21 protein-coding genes and 1 tRNA gene are annotated in these 21431 nt (G+C 46.8%); 13 read left to right on the top strand and 9 right to left on the bottom strand.

The genetic code is table 11. The features are described 5' to 3' along the window. The first annotated feature begins 176 nt into the window (after positions 1-176). From FC652_RS09735 to FC652_RS09725, 3 genes are all read left to right on the top strand, one after another. The gene (locus FC652_RS09735; RefSeq protein ID WP_176298411.1) at positions 177-857 is read left to right on the top strand and encodes a TIGR00153 family protein; all 681 of its coding nucleotides are present in this window, start codon (positions 177-179) and stop codon (positions 855-857) included. A 136-nt stretch (positions 858-993) separates the two neighbouring features. Further along, positions 994-2253: an inorganic phosphate transporter gene (locus FC652_RS09730; protein ID WP_176298410.1), complete on the top strand. Its 1260-nt coding sequence runs from the start codon at positions 994-996 to the stop codon at positions 2251-2253. 183 nt (positions 2254-2436) lie between these two features. Beyond that, entirely contained in the window at positions 2437-3048 is a 612-nt protein-coding gene (locus FC652_RS09725) for a TIGR04211 family SH3 domain-containing protein (protein ID WP_176298409.1), read from the top strand. Positions 3049-3118: 70 nt separating this feature from the next. Here the strand turns inward: FC652_RS09725 and FC652_RS09720 are convergent, their stop codons facing one another. Next, entirely contained in the window at positions 3119-5275 is a 2157-nt protein-coding gene (locus FC652_RS09720; RefSeq protein WP_176298408.1) for an AAA family ATPase, read from the bottom strand. Positions 5276-5373: 98 nt separating this feature from the next. Between FC652_RS09720 and FC652_RS09715 the strand changes: the two genes are divergently transcribed. After that, complete coding sequence (locus tag FC652_RS09715) at positions 5374-6597, top strand: multifunctional CCA addition/repair protein (RefSeq protein ID WP_176298495.1); 1224 nt, start codon at positions 5374-5376, stop codon at positions 6595-6597. A gap of 63 nt (positions 6598-6660) precedes the next feature. On the opposite strand, the gene FC652_RS09710 is transcribed toward FC652_RS09715, so the two are convergent. The 3 genes from FC652_RS09710 to folB are packed head-to-tail and all read right to left on the bottom strand — an operon-like array spanning position 6661 to position 8318. Next, positions 6661-7464: an undecaprenyl-diphosphate phosphatase gene (locus FC652_RS09710; RefSeq protein WP_011078706.1), complete on the bottom strand. Its 804-nt coding sequence runs from the start codon at positions 7462-7464 to the stop codon at positions 6661-6663. A 15-nt stretch (positions 7465-7479) separates the two neighbouring features. Further along, positions 7480-7962: a 2-amino-4-hydroxy-6-hydroxymethyldihydropteridine diphosphokinase gene (folK, locus tag FC652_RS09705; protein WP_176298407.1), complete on the bottom strand. Its 483-nt coding sequence runs from the start codon at positions 7960-7962 to the stop codon at positions 7480-7482. After that, the gene (gene folB / locus FC652_RS09700; protein WP_017421271.1) at positions 7959-8318 is read right to left on the bottom strand and encodes a bifunctional dihydroneopterin aldolase/7,8-dihydroneopterin epimerase; all 360 of its coding nucleotides are present in this window, start codon (positions 8316-8318) and stop codon (positions 7959-7961) included. The genes folK and folB overlap by 4 nt, the downstream gene beginning before the upstream one ends. Before the next feature lie 123 nt (positions 8319-8441). On the opposite strand from folB, the gene plsY reads away from it, so the two are divergent. Then, positions 8442-9053, top strand: a complete 612-nt coding sequence (gene plsY / locus FC652_RS09695; RefSeq protein ID WP_017421270.1) for a glycerol-3-phosphate 1-O-acyltransferase PlsY — start codon at positions 8442-8444, stop codon at positions 9051-9053. Positions 9054-9142: 89 nt separating this feature from the next. Here the strand turns inward: plsY and FC652_RS09690 are convergent, their stop codons facing one another. Then, the gene (locus FC652_RS09690) at positions 9143-9961 is read right to left on the bottom strand and encodes an alpha/beta fold hydrolase (protein ID WP_176298406.1); all 819 of its coding nucleotides are present in this window, start codon (positions 9959-9961) and stop codon (positions 9143-9145) included. Between the two features lie 121 nt (positions 9962-10082). Beyond that, positions 10083-11102 carry a tRNA (adenosine(37)-N6)-threonylcarbamoyltransferase complex transferase subunit TsaD gene (gene tsaD, locus FC652_RS09685; protein ID WP_176298405.1) on the bottom strand — a complete coding sequence of 340 codons (1020 nt, stop codon included), beginning with the start codon at positions 11100-11102 and terminating at the stop codon, positions 10083-10085. Between the two features lie 228 nt (positions 11103-11330). Here tsaD and rpsU point away from each other — a divergent pair, with 228 nt between their 5' ends. The 6 genes from rpsU (at position 11331) to FC652_RS09655 (ending at position 17763) form a co-directional block, all read left to right on the top strand. Further along, complete coding sequence (gene rpsU, locus FC652_RS09680) at positions 11331-11546, top strand: 30S ribosomal protein S21 (protein WP_001145625.1); 216 nt, start codon at positions 11331-11333, stop codon at positions 11544-11546. Between the two features lie 30 nt (positions 11547-11576). Beyond that, the gene (locus FC652_RS09675; RefSeq protein ID WP_176298404.1) at positions 11577-12020 is read left to right on the top strand and encodes a GatB/YqeY domain-containing protein; all 444 of its coding nucleotides are present in this window, start codon (positions 11577-11579) and stop codon (positions 12018-12020) included. Between the two features lie 86 nt (positions 12021-12106). Continuing rightward, positions 12107-13870 carry a DNA primase gene (dnaG, locus tag FC652_RS09670; RefSeq protein ID WP_176298403.1) on the top strand — a complete coding sequence of 588 codons (1764 nt, stop codon included), beginning with the start codon at positions 12107-12109 and terminating at the stop codon, positions 13868-13870. 99 nt (positions 13871-13969) lie between these two features. Then, positions 13970-15847, top strand: a complete 1878-nt coding sequence (rpoD, locus tag FC652_RS09665) for an RNA polymerase sigma factor RpoD (protein ID WP_176298402.1) — start codon at positions 13970-13972, stop codon at positions 15845-15847. A gap of 145 nt (positions 15848-15992) precedes the next feature. Continuing rightward, a tRNA-Ile gene (locus tag FC652_RS09660) sits at positions 15993-16068 on the top strand. Positions 16069-17106: 1038 nt separating this feature from the next. Beyond that, entirely contained in the window at positions 17107-17763 is a 657-nt protein-coding gene (locus tag FC652_RS09655) for a hypothetical protein (RefSeq protein ID WP_176298401.1), read from the top strand. A gap of 26 nt (positions 17764-17789) precedes the next feature. On the opposite strand, the gene FC652_RS09650 is transcribed toward FC652_RS09655, so the two are convergent. The 3 genes from FC652_RS09650 to FC652_RS09640 all read right to left on the bottom strand — a co-directional run bounded on the left by FC652_RS09650 (position 17790) and on the right by FC652_RS09640 (position 19859). After that, the gene (locus FC652_RS09650; RefSeq protein ID WP_176298400.1) at positions 17790-18188 is read right to left on the bottom strand and encodes a hypothetical protein; all 399 of its coding nucleotides are present in this window, start codon (positions 18186-18188) and stop codon (positions 17790-17792) included. Between the two features lie 110 nt (positions 18189-18298). After that, on the bottom strand, positions 18299-19486 hold the full coding sequence (locus FC652_RS09645) for a site-specific integrase (protein WP_176298399.1): 1188 nt from the start codon (positions 19484-19486) through the stop codon (positions 18299-18301). A 10-nt stretch (positions 19487-19496) separates the two neighbouring features. Then, positions 19497-19859, bottom strand: coding sequence for a hypothetical protein (locus FC652_RS09640; RefSeq protein ID WP_176298398.1), 363 nt, complete (start codon positions 19857-19859; stop codon positions 19497-19499). Positions 19860-20054: 195 nt separating this feature from the next. Here FC652_RS09640 and FC652_RS09635 point away from each other — a divergent pair, with 195 nt between their 5' ends. Both FC652_RS09635 and FC652_RS09630 read left to right on the top strand, forming a co-directional pair. After that, positions 20055-20969 carry a zeta toxin family protein gene (locus tag FC652_RS09635; RefSeq protein ID WP_176298397.1) on the top strand — a complete coding sequence of 305 codons (915 nt, stop codon included), beginning with the start codon at positions 20055-20057 and terminating at the stop codon, positions 20967-20969. After that, positions 20966-21265 carry a hypothetical protein gene (locus tag FC652_RS09630; protein WP_176298396.1) on the top strand — a complete coding sequence of 100 codons (300 nt, stop codon included), beginning with the start codon at positions 20966-20968 and terminating at the stop codon, positions 21263-21265. Before FC652_RS09635 ends, FC652_RS09630 begins: the two co-directional genes overlap by 4 nt. Positions 21266-21431: the final 166 nt, after the last annotated feature.

The raw sequence follows: 21431 nt of genomic DNA, 5'->3' as shown, positions 1-21431 counted from the left end.
GGATATTGCCTAAATTCTCGAGGGGCAAGAAAGAAATATCGCACTAATGATGATCTAAAACAGTTTTAATGATGGATTTAATGCGTTAACATGCGCGCCTTTATAGCCATCGCTCAACATTTCACCATGAAATGGTGTATGTTCTTTTAAGGTTATATTTATTAGGTTGAATGACCATGCCAATGAATACAATTATGGGGTTATTTGCAAAGTCCCCTATCAAGCCTTTGCAGCGTCACGTAGTTTGTGTCAACGAATGTTGCGGACACCTAATCAAGTTCTTTGAAGTTTGTTCAGAGGGTGATTGGGAAAAAGCAGCAGAAATCCGCGCTCAAATCTCTCATCTTGAGAAAGAAGCGGATGTTCTAAAACGTGAAATTCGTCTGAAACTTCCTCGCGGTTTGTTCCTGCCAGTCGATCGCACTGACATGCTTGAGCTACTGACTCAGCAAGACAAACTCGCCAACTTAGCAAAGGACATTGCAGGCCGTGTTTACGGTCGTAAGCTGATGATTCCTGTTGCACTCCAACCAAATTTCATTGCTTATGTTCAACGTTGTCTTGATGCGGCTAACCAAGCGCAAAACGTGATCAATGAGCTTGATGAGCTTCTTGAAACTGGATTCAAAGGGCGTGAAGTCACGCTGGTCGCAGAAATGATCCATCAATTGGATGTGATCGAGGATGATACCGATACTATGCAAATCGGTCTGCGTCAGCAGCTAATGGCCATTGAGTCAGAGATGAACCCTATCGATGTCATGTTCTTGTACAAGATTCTTGAATGGGTAGGCGGCATTGCAGACCAGGCACAGCGCGTCGGTGCGCGTCTGGAAGTGATGCTATCTCGATCTTAAATTTTTAAGTCAACAAAAAATAACGAAGAGCATTATCTACGCATCCTGTTTTGGCCAATAACACAGTTCTCCGGCTAAGACAGGATAACGCCTGTGCGATATTGCTCCGCTTGTTATAAATCAACTAGGTATTACGATGGATATCCTTGCAAACTACGGCACTGTCCTGATTATTGTTGCAGCAGCTTTTGGTTTTATGATGGCAATTGGTATTGGCGCGAATGACGTTGCTAATGCGATGGGCACATCGGTAGGCTCAAAAGCACTAACCGTAAAACAAGCGATCATCATTGCGATGATCTTCGAATTTGCGGGTGCATATCTTGCAGGTGGTGAAGTAACTGACACTATCCGTAAAGGTGTTATCGAAACATCGCTCTTCGCTGACCAGCCTGATGTTCTTGTCTTCGGTATGATGTCTGCGCTCCTAGCAGCGGGTACATGGCTACTATTGGCTTCTTACATGGGTTGGCCGGTATCAACTACGCACTCTATCATCGGTGCGATCATCGGTTTCGCTTGCGTTTCTGTGGGTACTGAAGCGGTAGATTGGGGCAGCGTAAAAGGCATCGTGGGCAGTTGGATCATTACACCACTGATCTCTGGTTTCTTCGCTTACGTCATCTTCGTCAGCGCACAACGACTGATTTTTGATACAGAAAAACCATTGATGAACGCCAAGCGTTTCGTCCCTGTGTATATGTTTATTACCACCATGGTAATCGCACTGGTGACCATCAAAAAAGGGTTAAAGCACGTAGGTCTACACCTAAGTAATACGGAAGCTTGGCTATGGTCTGCCGGTGTCTCTGGCCTGATCATGCTAGGCGGTTACATCTACATCCAGAAGAAATTCGCTAACCGCGAAGACGATCATGGTTTCGCCGGCGTGGAAAGCATCTTCAGCGTGCTCATGGTCATCACCGCTTGTGCAATGGCATTCGCACACGGCTCAAACGACGTAGCAAACGCGATCGGTCCACTGTCTGCCGTTGTATCTACCGTTGAGCACATGGGCGAAGTGACCGCGAAAAGCACCATCGCTTGGTGGATTCTTCCTCTTGGTGGTTTTGGTATTGTTGTGGGTCTTGCGACCATGGGCCACAAAGTAATGGCGACGGTGGGTACAGGTATCACTGAACTGACTCCAAGTCGTGGTTTTGCTGCTCAGCTTGCTACTGCATCAACCGTTGTACTAGCTTCTGGTACTGGTCTACCGATTTCGACCACACAAACACTTGTGGGTGCAGTATTGGGTGTTGGTTTTGCACGCGGTATCGCAGCACTCAACCTAGGCGTGGTTCGTAATATCGTTGCTTCTTGGGTTGTCACCCTGCCTGCAGGTGCACTACTTGCCGTGGTGTTCTACTACGCAATGCAAGCGATCTTCGGTTGATTTTCTCGTCATGAGAATGTAAGGCGCGCCGCGATTGTGTAAGCGCCTTGTCATATTTGACTCAAACGCACATTAAGGGAGGCTTTGCCTCCCTTCTTTGTTGCATGCGTCAGGGAAAGTTTTTACTATTCGTTAATCCGAATTTTTATCGCCGACTCTGATTAAATCGTTAAGGGATTTATTGTGAAAAAACTCATCGTCACGGTGTTACTGACTATTCTGGCTGTACCATCCGTTTTCGCCCAAGACCGCTACATCGCAGATGAACTGTTTACCTACATGCACTCAGGCCCAAATAACACGTTTCGTATTATTGGTAGCGTTGACGCGGGTACAAAAGTAAAACTCCTTCAAACCAACAGCGAAACTGGCTATAGCGAAGTGGTCGATGAGCGAGGCCGCAAGGGCTGGGTTCAAGCAAAATTCATCACACGCCAAGAAAGTATGGCTGTGCGCCTTCCTCGACTTGAGAAAGAACTGAAAGAGGTGAAATCTCAATTGGCGAATGCGCGCCAAAATGCCGATACCGAAAAGGCCGGCTTGGTGGACTCCCTTGACACTCGCAACCAACAAATTTCAGATCTAGAGAAGAAATACAGCGAAATCAGTGATCAACTTGCTTCTGTACAAACGGAAAATCGCCAACTGCGTGCAAAACTCGACACACAAAAAGACGACCTACTGTTGAAATACTTCATGTACGGTGGTGGTGTGGCTGGTATTGGCCTTCTGTTCGGCTTAATTCTGCCTTACATGATCCCACGCCGTAAGAAGTCAAACTCAGGCTGGGCATAAACATCAAAACGGGCCACATTCGCGGCCCGTTTTCTCTCACTCTTAGGCTGATGATCCTTTATTGCTGTCTTTAGCCTTTCCATTCATAGAGCGCTGGAATTTCGATTTGCTCTCCTTGGAACTCGATAATCACCGACTGCGCTGAAATCTCCACCAGTTGAATCTGGTTATCAATCCACTCACCTTGATGGAACTCCGCACCATTAATCTTCAACCAGCGACGTTTCGGATCGCTCGAATACATGTGTGTCTGCAAATTGAGTGGCGGCAAACGCCCATGCCATTTTTCTCCACTCAGCTCGAGCCTTGAAACCGTTGACTCCGCTTGCGGGGAGTTATCGGTTTGTGTCTCCACCAGCAAGGCATTTTCGACTTTTTGCGCCAGTTCTGGCGATAAGCCTGACAGGTCGAGGTTTTCAAACAGTCGCTCGTCCGCTGTTTTCTTTTCTTCACTCGGTATTGATGGGCTCGCGACCAAAGTGGGGCTTGTTTGATCGGCCACGTCGATAGCGTCGCCAGTTTCCGCCAATGGGTATGTTCTGGGAAGCGGTGCGAGCGAGGGAAACTCAGGATAGCGCATCGCCTGCTCTTCGCCTTGCTTCTCAGCCTTGGAGAACTCTCGCCACGGCTCGGACAATGAGACCATGTGCTGCAAACGCGCCAAAGTACGCTGACCGGCGATACCATCCTCGGTCATCGCTTGCCAACGTTGAAACCATTCCACTCGCTGCATCAGCTCAGCATTAAACTGCGTCGTCTTTAACGGTTCATCATTGAGTGCTTTGGCGAGCAATTGGTCCAAGACTGCAATAGCCTCGCCGTGCATACCCAGGCGCAATGTCTCTCTCAGAGGCATAGGCCATAGATCGGTGACTTCGCCCCGCCATAACGACATCAATTGTGGAACCGTGAATGTGAGACGTTGCTCGCCCGTAAGCAGAACGACGCGCTCTGAGTTGACTTCCAGCAAGACAACGTAAGCCAGTTGCCCTTCATGCTGCAGCGTCAACAACAAAGGGTGTGGCGTTTGCTGCAACTCTTGCCAGTTAAGTTGTCGGACTTGGCACTGGAAAATCGAGGTGGATGGCTGTTCACACAAGGTATCGATGCGCGTTGCTCGATATCCCCATAGTTTGTAAAGCGCTTCTAATCCTTGCGCTCGAGTGGTCATACGCGCGACAGCAGGCTCACCGAGCCACTCTGCATCATTCACCAAGATGTCTGGCACTGAAGGCGGTATAGGCAACTCGGTTGCAGGCCTGTCTAGCTCGATCTGAGGCGCAGTGGAAGCGACATTGCCAGCTGTGATCAAAGGCCAATAGCTGGCAATGGCCAACACTCCGGCAACGCAAGCCGCGGCTACAGAGACTTTTCCCCAAGGGAAAGACGAACGGTTTGAGGCTTGCTGATAAATCTCAGCCTGAAATGCCATCACATTTTGGCAAGCTCGCTCGACCGTCGCTTTCGTGATTTTTTTGTCGCCTTGGTGATAACTCAATTGCAACGCTTTATCGCAAATCAAGTTAATCAGACGGGGAATACCGTGACTGTACTGAGCAATCACTTTGGCGCTGGCGTGATCAAACAGGGTACGATTTCCCCCAGCGGTATGAATACGAAACGCAATGTAGTCAGCGGTTTCTTGAGGATTCAGTGGCAATAAGTGATAACGGCCTGTAATGCGCTGAGCAAGTTGCCGCAATTGTGTGGTCTGCAGTAATTGTTGCAGTTCAGGTTGCCCCACCAACAACACTTTTAACAGCTTGCGTGTTTCCGTTTCCAGATTGGTCAATAAACGCAACTGCTCCAATACATCCGCCGCCAAATGTTGTGCTTCATCAATCACCAACAAGGTTTGGATATTTTGCTGATGATTTTCCAACAAAAACTGATAAATGCGTTGGTTGAGCTGTTTAAGAGAAGCGTTGGCCGCGTAGCTCAAGCCAAACTCATCACAAATGGCTTCAAGCAGTTCGACACTGGAAAAGGTTGGGTTGAGCAGCAAAGCGGCACAGGTTTGGCCGTCAAGGTTGGCCAACATTGATTTTGCGACTGTGGTTTTCCCCGTCCCCACTTCCCCAGTCAGCATGGCAAAACCGCCCCCATCCCCGAGGCCAGCCTGTAAATGTGTGATGGCTTCACGATGGCGCTGACTTAAATAGAGATAGCGGGAATTGGGCACTATCGAGAAAGGCAGCTCAGAGAAACCAAAAAAATCCTTATACATACACAGACCAAATGCAAATACGTCAATTGAATAGAGAGCAAAGTACCATTGCTTGCTACAATGTCCAGTCAGATAAGCAAATATTCGAGGTCACACGCGTGGAAGTTTACTTAGTGGGTGGAGCGGTAAGAGACAAGTTATTGGGCATTCCCGTCTACGATCAAGATTGGGTTGTCGTCGGTGCAACCGCGGAACAAATGCTCAATGCTGGGTACTCTCCTGTCGGGAAAGATTTTCCAGTTTTCTTGCACCCCAAAACCAAACAAGAGTACGCGCTGGCTCGCACCGAGCGAAAAACAGGCCAAGGCTACAAAGGCTTTGAGTGCTTTTTCTCCCCAGATGTGACTTTAGAAGAGGATCTCCTCAGACGCGACCTGACCATCAACGCCATTGCCATGGATAGCCAGGGCGCGCTTTATGACCCGTATGGTGGACAGCAAGATCTGCAGGATCGTATTTTGCGCCATGTGTCAGAAGCCTTTGTCGAAGATCCTCTGCGCGTGTTGCGAGTGGCTCGCTTTGCGGCCAAACTGGCACCACTCGGGTTTCGCGTGGCCGATGAAACCTTGCAGTTGATGCAATCCATTGTCGCTTCTGGCGAGCTGTCTGCACTGACCGCCGAGCGAGTTTGGCAAGAATGGCACAAATCGCTACTCACGCCTGCGCCACAGCAGTTTCTTGCTGTCTTGCGTCAGTGTGGTGCTTTGGCCGTGGTACTTCCCGAAATCGATGCTTTGTTTGGTGTCCCTCAGCCTGAAAAATGGCACCCAGAGATCGACACAGGCATACACACCTTGTTGGTCGCAGAACAAGCGGCGAAGCTGAGCTCGTCTGCAGTGGTGCGCTTTGCAGCCCAAGTGCACGACTTAGGCAAAGGCGTGACACCGCCAAGCGAATGGCCAAGCCACAAAATGCATTGCCACACCGGTCTTAAGTTGATTAAACAGTTGTGTGAACGCGTGCGCGTACCGAATGAGTTTCGCGATCTGGCTTTAATGGTGTGTGAGCAGCACTCCAACATCCATCGCGCAGCCGAGCTCAAGCCGCAAACCATGGTCAAAATCTTCAACAAACTGGATGTGTGGCGCAAAGCGGAGCGGTTAAACGATATCCTCCTTTGTTGCCAAGCCGATCATGCGGGTCGCCAAGGTCTGCAAGATCACCCTTACCCTCAAGCAGAACGGATCCAGTTAGCGTATCAAGCCGCGCTCTCTGTCGAGGTGCAATCGATCATTCAAGATGGGTTCAAAGGGCCAGCCATTCGTGATGAACAGGAAAGAAGGCGCACTGAAGCGGTAAAAACGGCGCTGCTCAACGCTTAAAAAACATAACGCCCACAGTTTCCTGTGGGCGCTATAGTGATTGTGCGATCAAGCAGCTCGAGATTAAGCCATTAACAGGTAAGCAAATAAGCCGACACCTAAGATCAATCGATAGATCACAAACGGCGTCATGCCCATACGTGAAATCATCTTCAAGAACAGGTGAATACACAGATAGGCACTAATAAAGGAAGTGACAATACCGGTTAGCAAAAAGCCGACATGAACGGGCTCGCCACTGGTCACTAATTTCAAGCCAAGATAAGATCCCGCCAGCGTAATGATGGGAATCGACATCAGGAAAGAAAAGCGCGCAGCCGCTTCACGAGTAAAGCCCAAGTAAAGCGCAGCGGTAATGGTCGCCCCAGAGCGAGAAGTGCCGGGAATCATCGCCAATGCTTGCGCAATACCAATAAACAAGGCTTTCTTCCAACCCGCTTGGTATTCATCATCCAGCAAAGAGGCATTCTTATCGACCCACCAAAGCAACAGACCAAAAATAATGGTCGTTGTGGCAATCACATAGGCACTACGCAGATAAACTTCGATGACATCTTTCATCACCAAGCCAAAGATACAGGCTGGGATCGTCGCAATCACAATCATCCACGCCAACTTGGCTTCTTTACTTCGTTCGCCTTTAAAAATCGACGCGAACAAAGCAGCGAAGAGCGTAATCACTTCTTTACGGAAATAGATCACCACGGCGGCTAAGGTACCGACATGCACCGCCACATCAAAAGCTAACCCTTGATCTTCCCAACCAAGAATGGCGGAAGGCAGGATCAAATGCGCCGAACTGGAAATCGGCAAAAACTCGGTCAGGCCTTGAATCAAAGCCAACACAAACGCTTCAAAATAACTCATGGTTTACTCAGTTTTTTATAATGAAAAATCAACCGTTTTCAATGTGTCGAGATCGCGTGCAGTTTGCCAAATCTCTTCCACGGTACGGCCATCTCCTGGAATCACCAGATCCGGCTGCAAATCATAAAGCGGTTGTATGACAAAGGGATATTTAAAGATATCACTGCGAGGCAGTTCAGGCTTTTGGCGCGAAATGCATTCGCCGAACAGCACAATATCAAGATCCAGTGTTCGATCCTGATACTTCGCTGCATTTTCTTCTCGGCCCCATCGCAGTTCGATTTGGCGGAGCTGAGAAGCCAATTCCTCTAACGTCATAGACGTATTGAGACGAATGACAAAATTGAAAAAGGCATGGCTGTCGAAACCAACAGCGGCACATTCATATATCGGTGAGGCTTGTAAGGCTTCGCCAAGCAAAGTGAGCTCTTGCCAAGCGGCTCGTACGTGCTTTTCTCGCTCAATATTACTGCCTACGCCGATATAGACGGTGTTCATGCTTGGCCTCGCTCAATCACCACACCCACAGCGCGAGCTTGTGGAACTGCTCCCGGCTTAGCCAAGCGAATGCGAATCCAAGGCACTGAAAATTGAGTCATGATGAGCTCAGCCACTTCTTCCGCGACGCGTTCCACCAGCAAGAAACGACCGCTTTCAATGTGATTCAATACCGCCTCGCTCACTTGCGCATAATCCAACGCATCGGCCACATCATCACTTTTGCCTGCAGGACGATTGTCGTGCGCCATTTCGATATCCAACACCAATTTTTGCTTAATTTGCTGTTCCCAGTCGTAGACACCAATGGTGGTAATCACTTCCAACTGTTCAATAAACACTTTATCCAGCGCCATAATTTGTCCTTATAGAGGTCGGATACCCGAATGGGGTAAATTCATCGTATTATTTTTGCAATCGCGCTATGATAGCAACTACGCGAAAAATGAGCATTACTTTCCAATCATTTAGGGACTCACATGGACGCAATGGCAGTGACAATGACCATCATCGCCTACCTGCTGGGATCAATTTCCAGTGCGGTGCTGATTTGTCGTGTGCTGAGATTGCCCGATCCTCGAGGTGTGGGTTCAAATAACCCTGGTGCCACCAACGTGTTGCGCATCGGTGGCAAAGGTGCCGCCGCGGCAGTACTGCTGTGCGATATGCTCAAAGGGACCATTCCGGTTTGGAGTGGTTACTACCTCGGCATTGAACCCGTACTGCTTGGCGTGATCGCCATTGCAGCCTGCCTTGGTCATATGTACCCACTGTTCTTTCATTTCCAAGGGGGTAAAGGGGTGGCAACAGCGCTGGGAGCCATAGCCCCTATCGGTTTGGATTTGACAGGGATGATCATGGTGACATGGCTGTTGGTCGCGATACTCTTCCGCTACTCTTCATTGGCCGCTTTGGTCACCGTTTTACTTGCCCCGATGTACACTTGGATGATCAAGCCCCAGTACACCTTGCCCGTAGGCATGCTCTGCTGCTTGATTGTGTTAAGACATCACCAAAATATCCGCCGTTTATTTACTGGTGAAGAACCCAAGATCGGTGAGAAAAAACTGCAAATGCCCAAGTCACAGTAAGCAAAATAAGAGACGACAAGCGAAATACGAGACGACGATAAACGTCAAAGGAATAGAAAATGGCCTCTCATGAGGCCATTATCGTTCGCTTACTTGGCGTAAACTACCGCGAGAAACGTCTCAAGCATTTGGTTAACGAACTCAACCTGCTCTAAGTTACTGATGTGGCCAGCGTTAGGAATTTCCACCAATTGACTGCCGGTGATCACATCGTGCATCAAGTAAGATTCAAACACTGGGCGAGGCTTGTCCTGCTGACCAACGGCGATCAAGGTTGGCAAAGCAAATGTTTCCGCATCCTCAATCACATCGCGACGACCAAACACCATACGTCCAATTCTTGCCACTTCCACCGCACGTTCACCGGAAAGTGACGCTAAGCGTTGTTCGAAATCCGAAACCAATTGCGGGTTTTGCTCTGTCGCATCGTTGGCAAAAAACAGCGGCACCACCGCTTCCACAATCGGTGCTGGCACCATTTGGCTTTGCGCGATGGCATCCAACATGGCGAAGTATTTCTGATGGGTCACTTCCGGCTCTAGACCAATGAAGGTGTCCATCATGACTAAAGAAGTCACTCGTGCTGGTGCTTGTGAAACCAGTTCTGCTCCCCACATCCCACCAACGGATAAACCGACAATAGAAAACGTTTCAATGTGTAGATGATCCATCAACGCGAGCAGGTGTTGAGCGTAATCCACCAATGAGTTGCAGCGAGTTGGTGCAGACTCAGATTCCCCATGCGCCCATAAATCCGGCACAATACAACGATAAGACTGACTTAAAAATTCAATTTGTGGCGCCCACATCTGGCTATCCCACAAATAGCTATGACCAAATAACAAGACCGGACCTTGACCCACATCTTGATAAGCCATGCTTTTGCCATCGATGATGAATGTTTTCATTATTTTTCCAAAAATCAGCAGAACCTACGCAGGCAACACAAGATGCCATCCAGTTCCATGTTGAATACAAAGCAGCAAATTAAAAAAAACGGCCGCCTAAGCGACCGTAATTATACTGAGTTTATTTCATCACTGGCGTCAATTGATCAATTGGCCAGCGAGGTCGGGCCTCTACCGAAAGATCTGACACTTCATTGTTCTTCAAACGCTGCATACCCGCATACGCGATCATTGCACCATTATCCGTACAAAACTCGGTACGTGGATAATAGACATCCCCGCCCACTTTATGCGCCAGTTTTTCTAGCTCAGCACGAAGACGACGGTTGGCACTCACCCCACCCGCAATCACAATACGTTTCATGCCCGTTTGCTCTAGCGCGCGCTTACATTTGATCGCCAATGTGGCACAGACGGCCTCTTCAAATGCGTACGCAATATCGGCACGTGTTTGTTCATCATCACCATTCGCCGCAATGGTATTCGCGGTAAAGGTTTTCAAACCAGAAAAGCTCATGTCCAAACCGGGGACATTGGTCATCGGACGCGGAAACTTAAAGCGACCCGGCGTCCCTTTTTCGGCCAATTTAGACAGCAATGGACCACCTGGATAATCTAGGCCCATGAGCTTCGCCGTCTTATCGAATGCTTCACCCGCCGCATCATCAATGGATTCGCCTAGGATTTTGTACTCACCAATGCCTTTCACTTCCACCATCATTGAGTGACCACCCGAGACCAATACCGCCACAAATGGAAACGGCGGTGGGTTGTCTTCAAGCATAGGTGCGAGCAAGTGACCTTCCATATGATGAACCGGAACAGCTGGCACTCCCCAAGCGTAAGCGAGGCTTCGACCAATCGTTGCTCCCACCAAAAGTGCACCAACCAACCCTGGCCCTGCCGTGTAAGCAACACCATCAATATCTTTTGCTGTTAAATTGGCTTCTTTCAACGCCTCTTTAATAAGAGGAATGGTTTTCTTCACGTGGTCACGAGAAGCGAGCTCAGGCACGACACCGCCGTAATCGGCATGCAGTTTAATTTGGCTATATAATTTATGGGCCAGTAGGCCTTTTTCATCGTCATAAATGGCGATTCCTGTTTCATCACAGGAGGTTTCAATGCCGAGAATGCGCATAGTTTTCTCTGTATGCTCAGTGCTAATAGAAAATTTGCCGACATATTACCTCGCGCAGCCCAGACAAACAAATTTTGTACAGACAATAATCGACAAAAGGCTTTACAAAGGCGCAGGGATCGGATTAAAATTCCGCACCATTTTTGATCAAGCTGGTTAGAGACCAATCGCTAGTGATTTGTCTATTTTTTACCAGCGCTAACGAATAACCCCTGAGGTGAAAGGCATATGCCAGTAGTTAAAGTACGTGAAAACGAACCGTTCGACGTTGCTCTACGTCGTTTCAAGCGCTCTTGCGAAAAAGCAGGTATCCTTTCTGAAGTGCGTCGTCGTGAGCACTACGAAAAACCAACTACAGTTCGCAAACGCGCTAAAGCAGCAGCTCAAAAGCGTCACGCTAAGAAGCTAGCTCGCGAAAACGCTCGTCGCGTTCGCCTGTACTAATAACTGAGCTCCTGGTTAAGGAATTTAGTTATGGCTCTTATTGAACAACTCAAAGAAGAGCAAAAACTAGCGATGAAAGCCAAGGACAAACAGCGCCTTGGCACTATTCGTTTAGCCCTGTCAGCTATCAAGCAACGTGAAGTCGACGAACAGATCACTCTGAACGATGATGACATTCTTGCTGTGCTGACAAAAATGGTTAAACAACGTCGCGACTCTGTTACGCAATTTGAAGCAGCAGGTCGTCAAGACTTAGCTGATGCGGAAAAAACAGAAATTACAGTACTTGAAGAATTCATGCCTCAACCGCTGAATGAAGACGAAGTAGCCGCGCTGATCGACAGTGCGATTGCTGAGTCTGAAGCAGCAGGCATGCAAGACATGGGTAAAGTAATGGCTGTACTGAAACCGCAAATTCAAGGCCGTGCAGATATGGGTAAAGTAAGTGGTTTAGTTCGCGCTAAACTGGCTTAATTCCCGCACCTGTTTGCAGCAAGCCGTGCTATCCTCTGGAACGCACGGCTTGTTTGTATCTACCCTTCTCTTTTTTATTAGGTTTTATGGCAGGACACATCCCACGCAGTTTTATTGATGACCTCCTTGCTCGACTTGATATCGTCGACATCATCGACGCACGGGTGAAACTTAAGAAAAAAGGCAAGAACTACGGGGCTTGCTGCCCATTCCACAACGAAAAAACGCCTTCTTTCAGCGTTAGCCAAGAAAAACAGTTCTACCATTGCTTTGGTTGCGGTGCACACGGCAATGCCATCGATTTTATGATGGAATTTGAACGATTGGAGTTTGTGGAAGCCATTGAGGAACTTGCCTCTTATCTTGGTCTTGATGTTCCGCGCGAACAACACTCAACCAACACTAAATTCAGCCAAGCTCCTCAAGCCAGCAGTAGCCAAAAGCGCAGCCTCTACGATTTAATGGCCAGCATTAGCCAGTTTTATCGCAATCAACTGAAGCTTTCCTCAGGCAAAATCGCCATCGATTATCTAAAAAATCGTGGCCTTTCAGGCGAGATCGTACAGAAATTTGGCATTGGTTATATTGCCGATGAATGGGATTTGGTGCGTAAAAACTTTGGTCAACATCCTGAAGCACAAGAGATGCTGGTCGCCGGTGGTATGTTGATCGAGAACGAAAAGGGCAATCGCTACGATCGCTTCCGTGGCCGCGTGATGTTCCCCATTCGCGATCGCCGTGGGCGTGTTATCGGATTTGGCGGGCGAGTGCTTGGGGATGGCACCCCAAAATATCTTAACTCACCCGAGACCCCAATCTTCCACAAAGGCAAAGAGCTTTACGGCTTGTACGAAGTCCTACAGGCATATCGAGAGCCACCTCAAATTTTAGTGGTCGAAGGCTATATGGACGTTGTCGCGCTAGCCCAATATGGCGTAGATTATTCCGTCGCCTCGCTGGGAACGTCCACCACGGGTGATCATCTACAAGTGCTGTTCCGTCAAACCAGCACCGTCGTCTGTTGTTACGATGGTGACCGAGCAGGAAGAGAAGCGGCTTGGCGTGCCATGGAAAACGCATTGCCTTACTTAAATGATGGCCGACAATTGAAGTTCATGTTTTTACCTGATGGCGAAGATCCCGATTCGTACATTCGTCAATTTGGTAAAGCGCAGTTTGAGCAACAAGTGGCCAATGCCATGCCCCTGACAGAGTTCATGTTCAGCTCACTTGCTCAACAAGTTGACATGAGCAGCAAAGAAGGTATGGCGAAGCTCACAACCTTAGCAGTTCCTCTGATCGATAAAGTGCCTGGCGGCACTTTGCGTCTATACTTGAGGGAATTACTTGGCCGCCGTTTAGGCTTAGTAGATGAACGACAGCTGCAACAACTGATCAATCGCCAAGGCCAAACGGACAAAAAGCCACAGCCTCACCGTGAGCTAAAAAGAACACCCATGCGTGAAGTGGTCGCCCTACTCATTCAGCGCCCAAGTTTCTCGCAACTGGTGCCGGATTTAACCCCGGTCAAACATTTAACCATACCCGGCTTGAGTTTATTGATAGAAGTGCTTGAAAGATGCCAAGCACGCCCCAATATAACCACAGGCCAATTGCTAGAAAGCTGGCGTGGCAGCCAGAATGAACAACTTCTGTCTCGTTTAGCAGGTTGGGAAATCCCCCTCGACGATGACAATGAAGAAGACATATTTTTAGACTCGCTGGACAAGATTCTTGCTCAGTGTGTTGAAAAGCAAATTGAGAACCTGCAGGCAAAAGATAGAAGCATCGGCTTATCAGCCGATGAAAGAAGGGAGCTTATGGCACTCATGCTAGATTTAAAAGCGTAACCCTGTTTAATTAGTCAGCAACAATTTTATTTGCTATAGTTAGTGGTTTGCATTTCGCATACTAATTCCTTCACCAGATTACGAAGTTGGATACCGTCTATGGATCATAATCCGCAGTCACAGCTAAAACTACTTGTCATCCGTGGCAAAGAGCAAGGCTATCTGACCTACGCCGAAGTAAATGACCACCTACCTGCTGAAATCGTAGATTCAGAACAGGTGGAAGATATCATTCAGATGATTAACGACATGGGTATCAAAGTAGTAGAAACTGCTCCTGATGCCGATGACCTAGCACTGAGTGATGAAACAAACATTACCGACGAAGATGCTGCCGAAGCAGCCGCTGCTGCGCTTTCAAGCGTAGAAAGCGAAATTGGTCGCACTACAGACCCAGTACGCATGTACATGCGTGAAATGGGTACCGTTGAACTTCTAACTCGTGAAGGCGAAATCGACATCGCTAAACGAATTGAAGATGGTATCAACCAAGTACAGTCGTCTGTTGCTGAATACCCTGGAACCATTCCTTATATTCTGGAACAGTTTGATAAGGTTCAAGCAGAAGAGCTTCGTCTAACCGATCTGATTAGCGGCTTCGTTGATCCAAACGCAGATGAAACGATTGCTCCAACTGCAACGCATATCGGCTCTGAGCTTGCTGAATCTGATTTGGAAGATGAAGATAGCACTGACATCGACGACGACGAAGATGAAGACGAAGATGGCGACGGCGATTCAAGCAGCGACTCCGATGACGATGCTGGCATCGATCCTGAAGTAGCGCTAGAAAAATTCACTCAGCTTCGCAACAGCTATCAAAACCTGCAGCTAGCAGCAAATGAACATGGCCGAGAGAGTGCTCACGCAGCTCAAGCACATGAACTGATGCTCGATGTGTTTAAAGAGTTTCGTCTAACACCGAAACAGTTTGACCATTTGGTTAACGAACTTCGCACCGCCATGGATCGCGTTCGTACACAAGAACGTTTGATCATGAAATCTGCGGTAGAAATCGCCAAGATGCCAAAGAAATCTTTCATTGCTCTCTTCACTGGCAACGAGTCAAGCGAAGAATGGTTAGATAAAATCCTAGCATCTGATAAGCCGTACGCAGAAAAGATCAAACTGCACGAAGAAGACATTCGTCGTTCAATCTCTAAGCTAAGAGCCATTGAAGAAGAAACGTCGCTGACTGTGAACAGCATCAAAGACATCAGCCGCCGTATGTCTATCGGTGAAGCGAAAGCTCGCCGAGCGAAGAAAGAGATGGTTGAAGCGAACTTGCGTCTTGTAATCTCTATCGCGAAGAAATACACCAACCGTGGTCTACAATTCTTGGATCTGATCCAAGAAGGTAACATCGGTCTGATGAAAGCGGTTGATAAATTCGAATACCGTCGTGGTTACAAGTTCTCGACTTATGCAACGTGGTGGATCCGTCAGGCAATCACACGTTCAATCGCAGACCAAGCACGCACGATTCGTATTCCGGTTCACATGATCGAAACGATCAACAAGCTAAACCGTATCTCTCGTCAAATGCTACAAGAGATGGGCCGTGAACCATTACCGGAAGAGCTGGCAGAGCGCATGCAAATGCCAGAAGACAAGATCCGTAAAGTACTGAAAATTGCTAAAGAGCCAATCTCAATGGAGACACCAATCGGTGACGACGAAGATTCGCATCTGGGTGATTTCATCGAGGATACCACGCTAGAACTACCTCTTGATTCTGCCACGGCCACCAGCCTAAAAGCAGCGACAAAAGATGTTCTTGCAGGCCTAACACCTCGTGAAGCAAAAGTACTGCGCATGCGTTTTGGTATCGATATGAACACCGACCACACTCTAGAAGAAGTGGGCAAACAGTTCGACGTAACACGTGAGCGTATTCGTCAAATCGAAGCAAAAGCATTGCGTAAACTGCGTCATCCAAGCCGATCAGAAACTCTGCGCAGCTTCCTTGACGAGTAACGCATACTCTTCTCAAGCAAAAAGGTGAGCTCTAGCTCACCTTTTTTGTTGTTTATCTCGCTAAGTGAATAAAAACTAAGCGCAATTAGCCGTAGCAACGTCTAGACACCCCGCGCGAGTTCTCCTATAATCTTTGCTCCAATTTGGCCCCTTAGCTCAGTGGTTAGAGCAGTCGACTCATAATCGATTGGTCCCCAGTTCAAGTCTGGGAGGGGCCACCAAATTCCGATAAGGCTCGTAGAGAAATCTACGGGCCTTTGTCTTTTCTGGTCCGGTCTATATCTGGTCCGCAATTACTTCCGGTAAGCTCTGGTCCATTAGGTCCGCCGAAAGACTCCACGTAGTCACCACAGAGTCACACTTCCCCTACCAGAGTGATATCCACCATCAGAACTCTCTCTCGTCTGTACAGCACGAATCAGAGCAGATACATACCACTCAACACCAGAACCGAACCCCAGAAAAAATTCGCGCTGGAACCAACAAAAATATAACCAACATTCCGTTCCATTAGGTCCAGTTATTAATATAAATATAATTTAGATACCTGGATGGGGTTCTAGCTGAGATTACGCAGGAGACTCAGCACCGAAGATTAGAACAAGATGAATGTTGAATCATGATGACCGATTACCCTCAGTGGTAATCGGTCTGTTATCTTTTAAGTGATTTCGGCCAGCAATCAATGACACTCAACCACAGCACCAGAAACAGCAGCTAATCACTGGACTGATATTCATACTCAGAACGGAATTACCAACGGCACACAGGATTACAGCGCGAATCTGGTATGAGTTAGGGCGAAGAGTAGGGTTAGTCGAATAGGATGGGAATCTAGCTGGATACTCTCGGGACTGTCACGGCTGTCATGACCGTCGCAACTGTCAGGACAACAGGGGAAATACATCTACTGCCGCCGCCGTCGGCAAACTGGACGGAAAACCTAAATAGGAAATTTACATTAGGGTTCGTGTCCAGCTCGGTATCTACCTAAAATCACAGCTAAAGACCGGATAGAGACCGGACCGACGACGCCGTCGCGATAGTTACAGAAACTACATCATGCAGGAAGTCAGGCAGGATAAGCCTTAGAGAGAGATTACAGGGTCAGTCTAGTGTGACCGACCCAGCGATCTAGGATTTTAGTTGGGGAATGGGGGCAAAGTGAGTCACTTTTAATTCAACTTGTTTAGCATGGTTGTACAATGACTATATAATATGTTCGTTTTGCAATTTCTGATGTGCGAGAGCCATATGCTATGTTGTTGATTAGAATTATCAAAAATATCTTTCGCTTTTTGTTTAACTGTCTCGTCGTCCTAGAAAAGGTCTCTGAAGCGGCTGAAAAGAAAACCTCTGAATGGGTTGTCAAACAAGAGCAAGAACAGTTATCCAAAAACTCTAGAGAGAAAGAGATTTCTAGTAGATTGCTTGAACTACAACGAAAAGCCGACCAACAGTTTGAACAAAGTAAAAAAGAGTGGAATTTAGGCCTAGAAGATATTTCATCGAAGAATGAAACTGTTACATTTGATTTAGAGCCAGATGGATTCATGACAAGAGAGCACTTAATCAACGCACTAATAAATATGGGTTTTGAAGCTCACATCACACGTTCTTCAACTTGGAAAAGTGCTTTTATTTTAAGCAATATTGATCATACTCTCTATATTTTATTTGGAAAACAAAGTATTGGTTTTAAATATTATGACTATATCAGGGTCCCCAACATAGACGAAAAGGGTAAATTAGCAACTGATGGAGGAAGAATGACGTGGAACTTCTACAACGAGAGTAAAATTAACCTACATTCATTCACTTATGACTTAGCACGGCGATTTTCTGAAAACCAAGCCTTAACTGAAGAAGACTTAATGGGAAAAGGCTTTTCACCAAAAATTAAAAAGCCTACTTGAACTTGCAAAAAATGAATACTCGTTCCTCAGAACGCTATGTCATCATCGTCAGTATCTACCGGTGTTTCATTATCCGAAGATTTTGGCTGCCCCCAACCTATTTGAGATTTAGGTTGTCCCCAGCCTGTAGTGGTGGCTTCTATATTAGGCTCACTTAAATTCTTCAAACAGTTTTTCGACGAAAGAACTGCAATTGCGAATTTAATTGCTTTTCTTTCCATTTTAGTAAAAACCTTTTTATTAGTGTTCGCTCTTTCTAGTAGATTACTCAATATTACAAGAGTGTTATAACGCTCTTTTACATCGATTTCATACTCTTCTTCATTACTGATATCGTCATGGTCATCCGCCCATCCTGGAGCATCCCATGGAGCAAAGTCAGGCTCCATTCCTTCCGAGCCAAAAATATCTTCCCAGTCTCCCATTAATCTTCCCCGTTATCTAATCGTTTACAAAATATAAGTTATTAAGACTTATTATACTCCTAGACAAAAGCAATGATTGCGAGCTATCAATGCTTTTGTCTTTATTGTGCTTACATACTCACATCTCCAACTAACTCAGCCACATTTGCACTCACCTCTCTCAACCTACTCGAAGCCAAATGCGCATATCGAGTGCTGGTTTGCGGTGACTGATGCCCCAACAAATGCTGAACATCATAAAGCGTGGCATTACCTGAGTTGATAAGAATTGACGCGAAGCTGTGCCTCAAATCATGAATTCGGAAGTTGTCTGTAATCCCGGCAGCTTTCTTGATTCGAGCAAAAGCCTTCTTCGGATGAGCGATAGGTCTACCGGGTGCATCTCCGGCAAAGATATAGGGGTTCTTCGGTTGTTGAAATCGTCGTTGATCATGGATGACCTCCTTAGCTAGGTGGTTGAGTAGGACCGTTCTCGACAGCCCCGACTTAGTGTGTGGTAGAAATAGGCTCCAATTGCCGTCGTCGTCGACGGTAAGGCATTCCCATTTCGAACTGGTAATTTCCCCGATTCGCATCCCGGTAAGCAGAGCGAATTTCAATGCGTTAGATTGAGTACGATTCGGTTCCTCGTTACATGCCTTGATGAAGGCTGAAACCTCTGCACGTGAGAGGAACCGCTGTCTTACATTGTTTTCCTTCAACTTCCGTATGTACTGACCTGGATTAGAATCAACATAGCCCCATTCCATTGCGAGTCTGAACATGCGAAGGACTAAGGAACGTAGACGGTTCACCGTTGCAGGTTTCCTACCTTCTAGTAACCCGTCCAACAATTTCTGAATGTCCTGCTGACCGATATCGGTGAGAGGTTTCTTGCCCCATTTCGGATAGAAATGAAGCTTGAGACTACCTGCATCACTTTTAGCGGTGAGCTTATTCATCATTGCGTAGGGTAAGTAGTGCAGCTCTGAGAACTCCTGGAACGTAAGGACGTTGCGCTTCTCATCACGAATAGCCTTGGGGTCATTACCGAGAGCAATTTCCCGTTTATGGTCATTGGCAATCTGGCGAGCAGTGTTGATGTCTAGTGCTGGATACTCACCTAGCTGGATGGATTTCTTGGCTCCGTGAAATGTGTACCTGAACAAGAAACGCTTCCTGCCTTGGCGGTTGATGATCATCTTAAGCCCAGAGCATAACTCGTCGGTATATTCCGTTTCCTTACTTTTGCTCGTCGTCGGCGTCGGTGGTAGTGAGTCGAGTTGGCGCTTATTGAATTTGAATTTTCGGGATTGCATCGCTGCCTCCTTAGTCATTCTCGATGGAGAAGTATTGGCGTAATTCGGTGAGTAGTGTCTTAGGCATCAGTAGATAAATACCCTTGCCACTGTCCTCGACAATGCTTAGTGTCAGTGTTGCTCCGTAGTCCAGATCATCTTCGAATTCGGTATAGGTCAGTGCTCGTTTTAGCATTTCGATATCGTCGACGACGACGGCAGTTAGGTCCGAAATTGAGGTGAGGAACCAGAGCTCACATTGCAGATCATCCCATGTTTGTTGGGTTTCTGCTTCATCGTGAAATGGTGCCGTGAGTATGGCTTTGACTAGTTCTTGTAAGGTGGTGGTGATTGGTAGGGTTGTGATTTGTTGAAGATTAGTTAGCTTAATCATAATTAACTCCATGATTATCAGTATCATAGATTTAATATGAGTCTGACTTTAAGAATGATTCGGCAATTCCAAATATTTTGAAACGAAATAAAGGCGAGTTTGAAAATTAGATCTGTTTTGCTGAAACTGTTGTGTGATAAGTTTTATATTGATGTGTAAAACGTAACCAGATAATCTCATGGCAGGAGGCATTAAGTGAGATACTATTCAAGGCCATTAGACCAAAATAAATTGGCAGTAGACTTCTTAACTAAGGTGTTAGGCTTGAAAAACACTGTTGAACTCGGTGATCATATTCAGAAGCTCGTCGCAGCGGAGAAGCTACTATCTGCAACAGTAAATCAGCCGACGTTAACAAGTGAAGAAAGTCGGCATACATCCTATCTCACAAATGAACTCAGAGAAGATTTAAGAAGTCGGATATTTGCAGAGCTGATTAGCAACACGCGACTTGATGATGACGACCAGATTAAACTAGGGTGCGGAGGTATCCTGCCTCAAAGCGGGCTGAAGTATGAGCAAGAAGCAATAATTGTTACAGGTTTACCTGCATCGGGAAAATCCACCATATCAAATCGAATTGCAGAACTAAAGGGGGCGGCAATCATTGACTCAGACTATGCAAAAAGAAAGTTTCCTGAGTTTCGTGTCCCTCAAGGCGCAAGCTTAGTGCATGCTGAATCATCTTTACTTACATCTGGAAGTACCAACCCTGAATTTGAGGAAGAAAAATCTGTACATGAGTTCATGGTGTCAGAAGGCGCCAATATAGTAATACCTAAAATAGGCTATGATTGTTCTTCTATACGGGACTTGCGAAATGCGTTGATTGAAGCAGGCTACAAGGTCCATTTTGTTTTTGTTAGTGTAGATCGCAAAATTTCTGCTAACCGCGCCTTTTCTCGATTTTTGAGCACTGAACGTTATGTACCACTCGGACTTGTATTTGATGAGTATTCAAATGACCCAACGTTAACCTATTACCGCATGAAGGATGATTCAGAATGGATCTCTGTTGGTAAAGTAAATACAGAGGCAGATGTACCCAATGTCATCTATGCTACAGAGAATAGTCCGCTTATCTCAATCTATGGAGGAGTTGGAGAATGATTGATAGCAAAGACGAAAAAAAGAAAAAAAAGAAAGTTGCCGTCGCATACTATAATGGTGTTTACGCCACTGGTTCTAGTGCTCGAGTAGCAAAGGATAATGCGAAAAAAAACAGTAACTATCAAGAAAATGTTTCCTCTATATATGAACGGGAAACTCGAGAAACTAGCGCTGTGATAACAAAAACAAGGAATGCAAGTGCAAATAAGCATAAGCTTGCCCAGAAGTATTCACAATACAGCCAAAAATCTAATGATTCATCCGAGTGTGACTCTCAAGAGCCCCACTCAATCTAAAATCCTAGATCGCTGGGTCGGTCACACTAGACTGACCCTGTAATCTCTCTCTAAGGCTTATCCTGCCTGACTTCCTGCATGATGTAGTTTCTGTAACTATCGCGACGGCGTCGTCGGTCCGGTCTCTATCCGGTCTTTAGCTGTGATTTTAGGTAGATACCGAGCT

This window comes from Vibrio sp. 05-20-BW147, assembly GCF_013369385.1.
Taxonomy (GTDB): Bacteria; Pseudomonadota; Gammaproteobacteria; order Enterobacterales; family Vibrionaceae; genus Vibrio; species Vibrio floridensis.
The sequence above is the reverse complement of the archived record's forward strand: the minus strand, read 5'-3'. Positions and strand labels throughout refer to the sequence as shown.

What these genes read in the sequence shown, in the direction of transcription:
- FC652_RS09730 (WP_176298410.1), top strand. Translation starts at nt 994, where the DNA reads ATGGATATCCTTGCAAACTACGGCACTGTCCTGATTATTGTTGCAGCA.
- FC652_RS09630 (WP_176298396.1), top strand. Translation starts at nt 20,966, where the DNA reads ATGATTGATAGCAAAGACGAAAAAAAGAAAAAAAAGAAAGTTGCCGTC.
- FC652_RS09735 (WP_176298411.1), top strand. Translation starts at nt 177, where the DNA reads ATGCCAATGAATACAATTATGGGGTTATTTGCAAAGTCCCCTATCAAG.
- FC652_RS09675 (WP_176298404.1), top strand. Translation starts at nt 11,577, where the DNA reads ATGGCTCTTATTGAACAACTCAAAGAAGAGCAAAAACTAGCGATGAAA.
- FC652_RS09640 (WP_176298398.1), bottom strand. Translation starts at nt 19,859, where the DNA reads ATGATTAAGCTAACTAATCTTCAACAAATCACAACCCTACCAATCACC.
- FC652_RS09645 (WP_176298399.1), bottom strand. Translation starts at nt 19,486, where the DNA reads ATGCAATCCCGAAAATTCAAATTCAATAAGCGCCAACTCGACTCACTA.
- rpsU (WP_001145625.1), top strand. Translation starts at nt 11,331, where the DNA reads ATGCCAGTAGTTAAAGTACGTGAAAACGAACCGTTCGACGTTGCTCTA.
- FC652_RS09690 (WP_176298406.1), bottom strand. Translation starts at nt 9,961, where the DNA reads ATGAAAACATTCATCATCGATGGCAAAAGCATGGCTTATCAAGATGTG.
- FC652_RS09650 (WP_176298400.1), bottom strand. Translation starts at nt 18,188, where the DNA reads ATGGGAGACTGGGAAGATATTTTTGGCTCGGAAGGAATGGAGCCTGAC.
- FC652_RS09710 (WP_011078706.1), bottom strand. Translation starts at nt 7,464, where the DNA reads ATGAGTTATTTTGAAGCGTTTGTGTTGGCTTTGATTCAAGGCCTGACC.
- folK (WP_176298407.1), bottom strand. Translation starts at nt 7,962, where the DNA reads ATGAACACCGTCTATATCGGCGTAGGCAGTAATATTGAGCGAGAAAAG.
- folB (WP_017421271.1), bottom strand. Translation starts at nt 8,318, where the DNA reads ATGGCGCTGGATAAAGTGTTTATTGAACAGTTGGAAGTGATTACCACC.
- dnaG (WP_176298403.1), top strand. Translation starts at nt 12,107, where the DNA reads ATGGCAGGACACATCCCACGCAGTTTTATTGATGACCTCCTTGCTCGA.
- plsY (WP_017421270.1), top strand. Translation starts at nt 8,442, where the DNA reads ATGGACGCAATGGCAGTGACAATGACCATCATCGCCTACCTGCTGGGA.
- FC652_RS09655 (WP_176298401.1), top strand. Translation starts at nt 17,107, where the DNA reads ATGTTGTTGATTAGAATTATCAAAAATATCTTTCGCTTTTTGTTTAAC.
- tsaD (WP_176298405.1), bottom strand. Translation starts at nt 11,102, where the DNA reads ATGCGCATTCTCGGCATTGAAACCTCCTGTGATGAAACAGGAATCGCC.
- rpoD (WP_176298402.1), top strand. Translation starts at nt 13,970, where the DNA reads ATGGATCATAATCCGCAGTCACAGCTAAAACTACTTGTCATCCGTGGC.
- FC652_RS09720 (WP_176298408.1), bottom strand. Translation starts at nt 5,275, where the DNA reads ATGTATAAGGATTTTTTTGGTTTCTCTGAGCTGCCTTTCTCGATAGTG.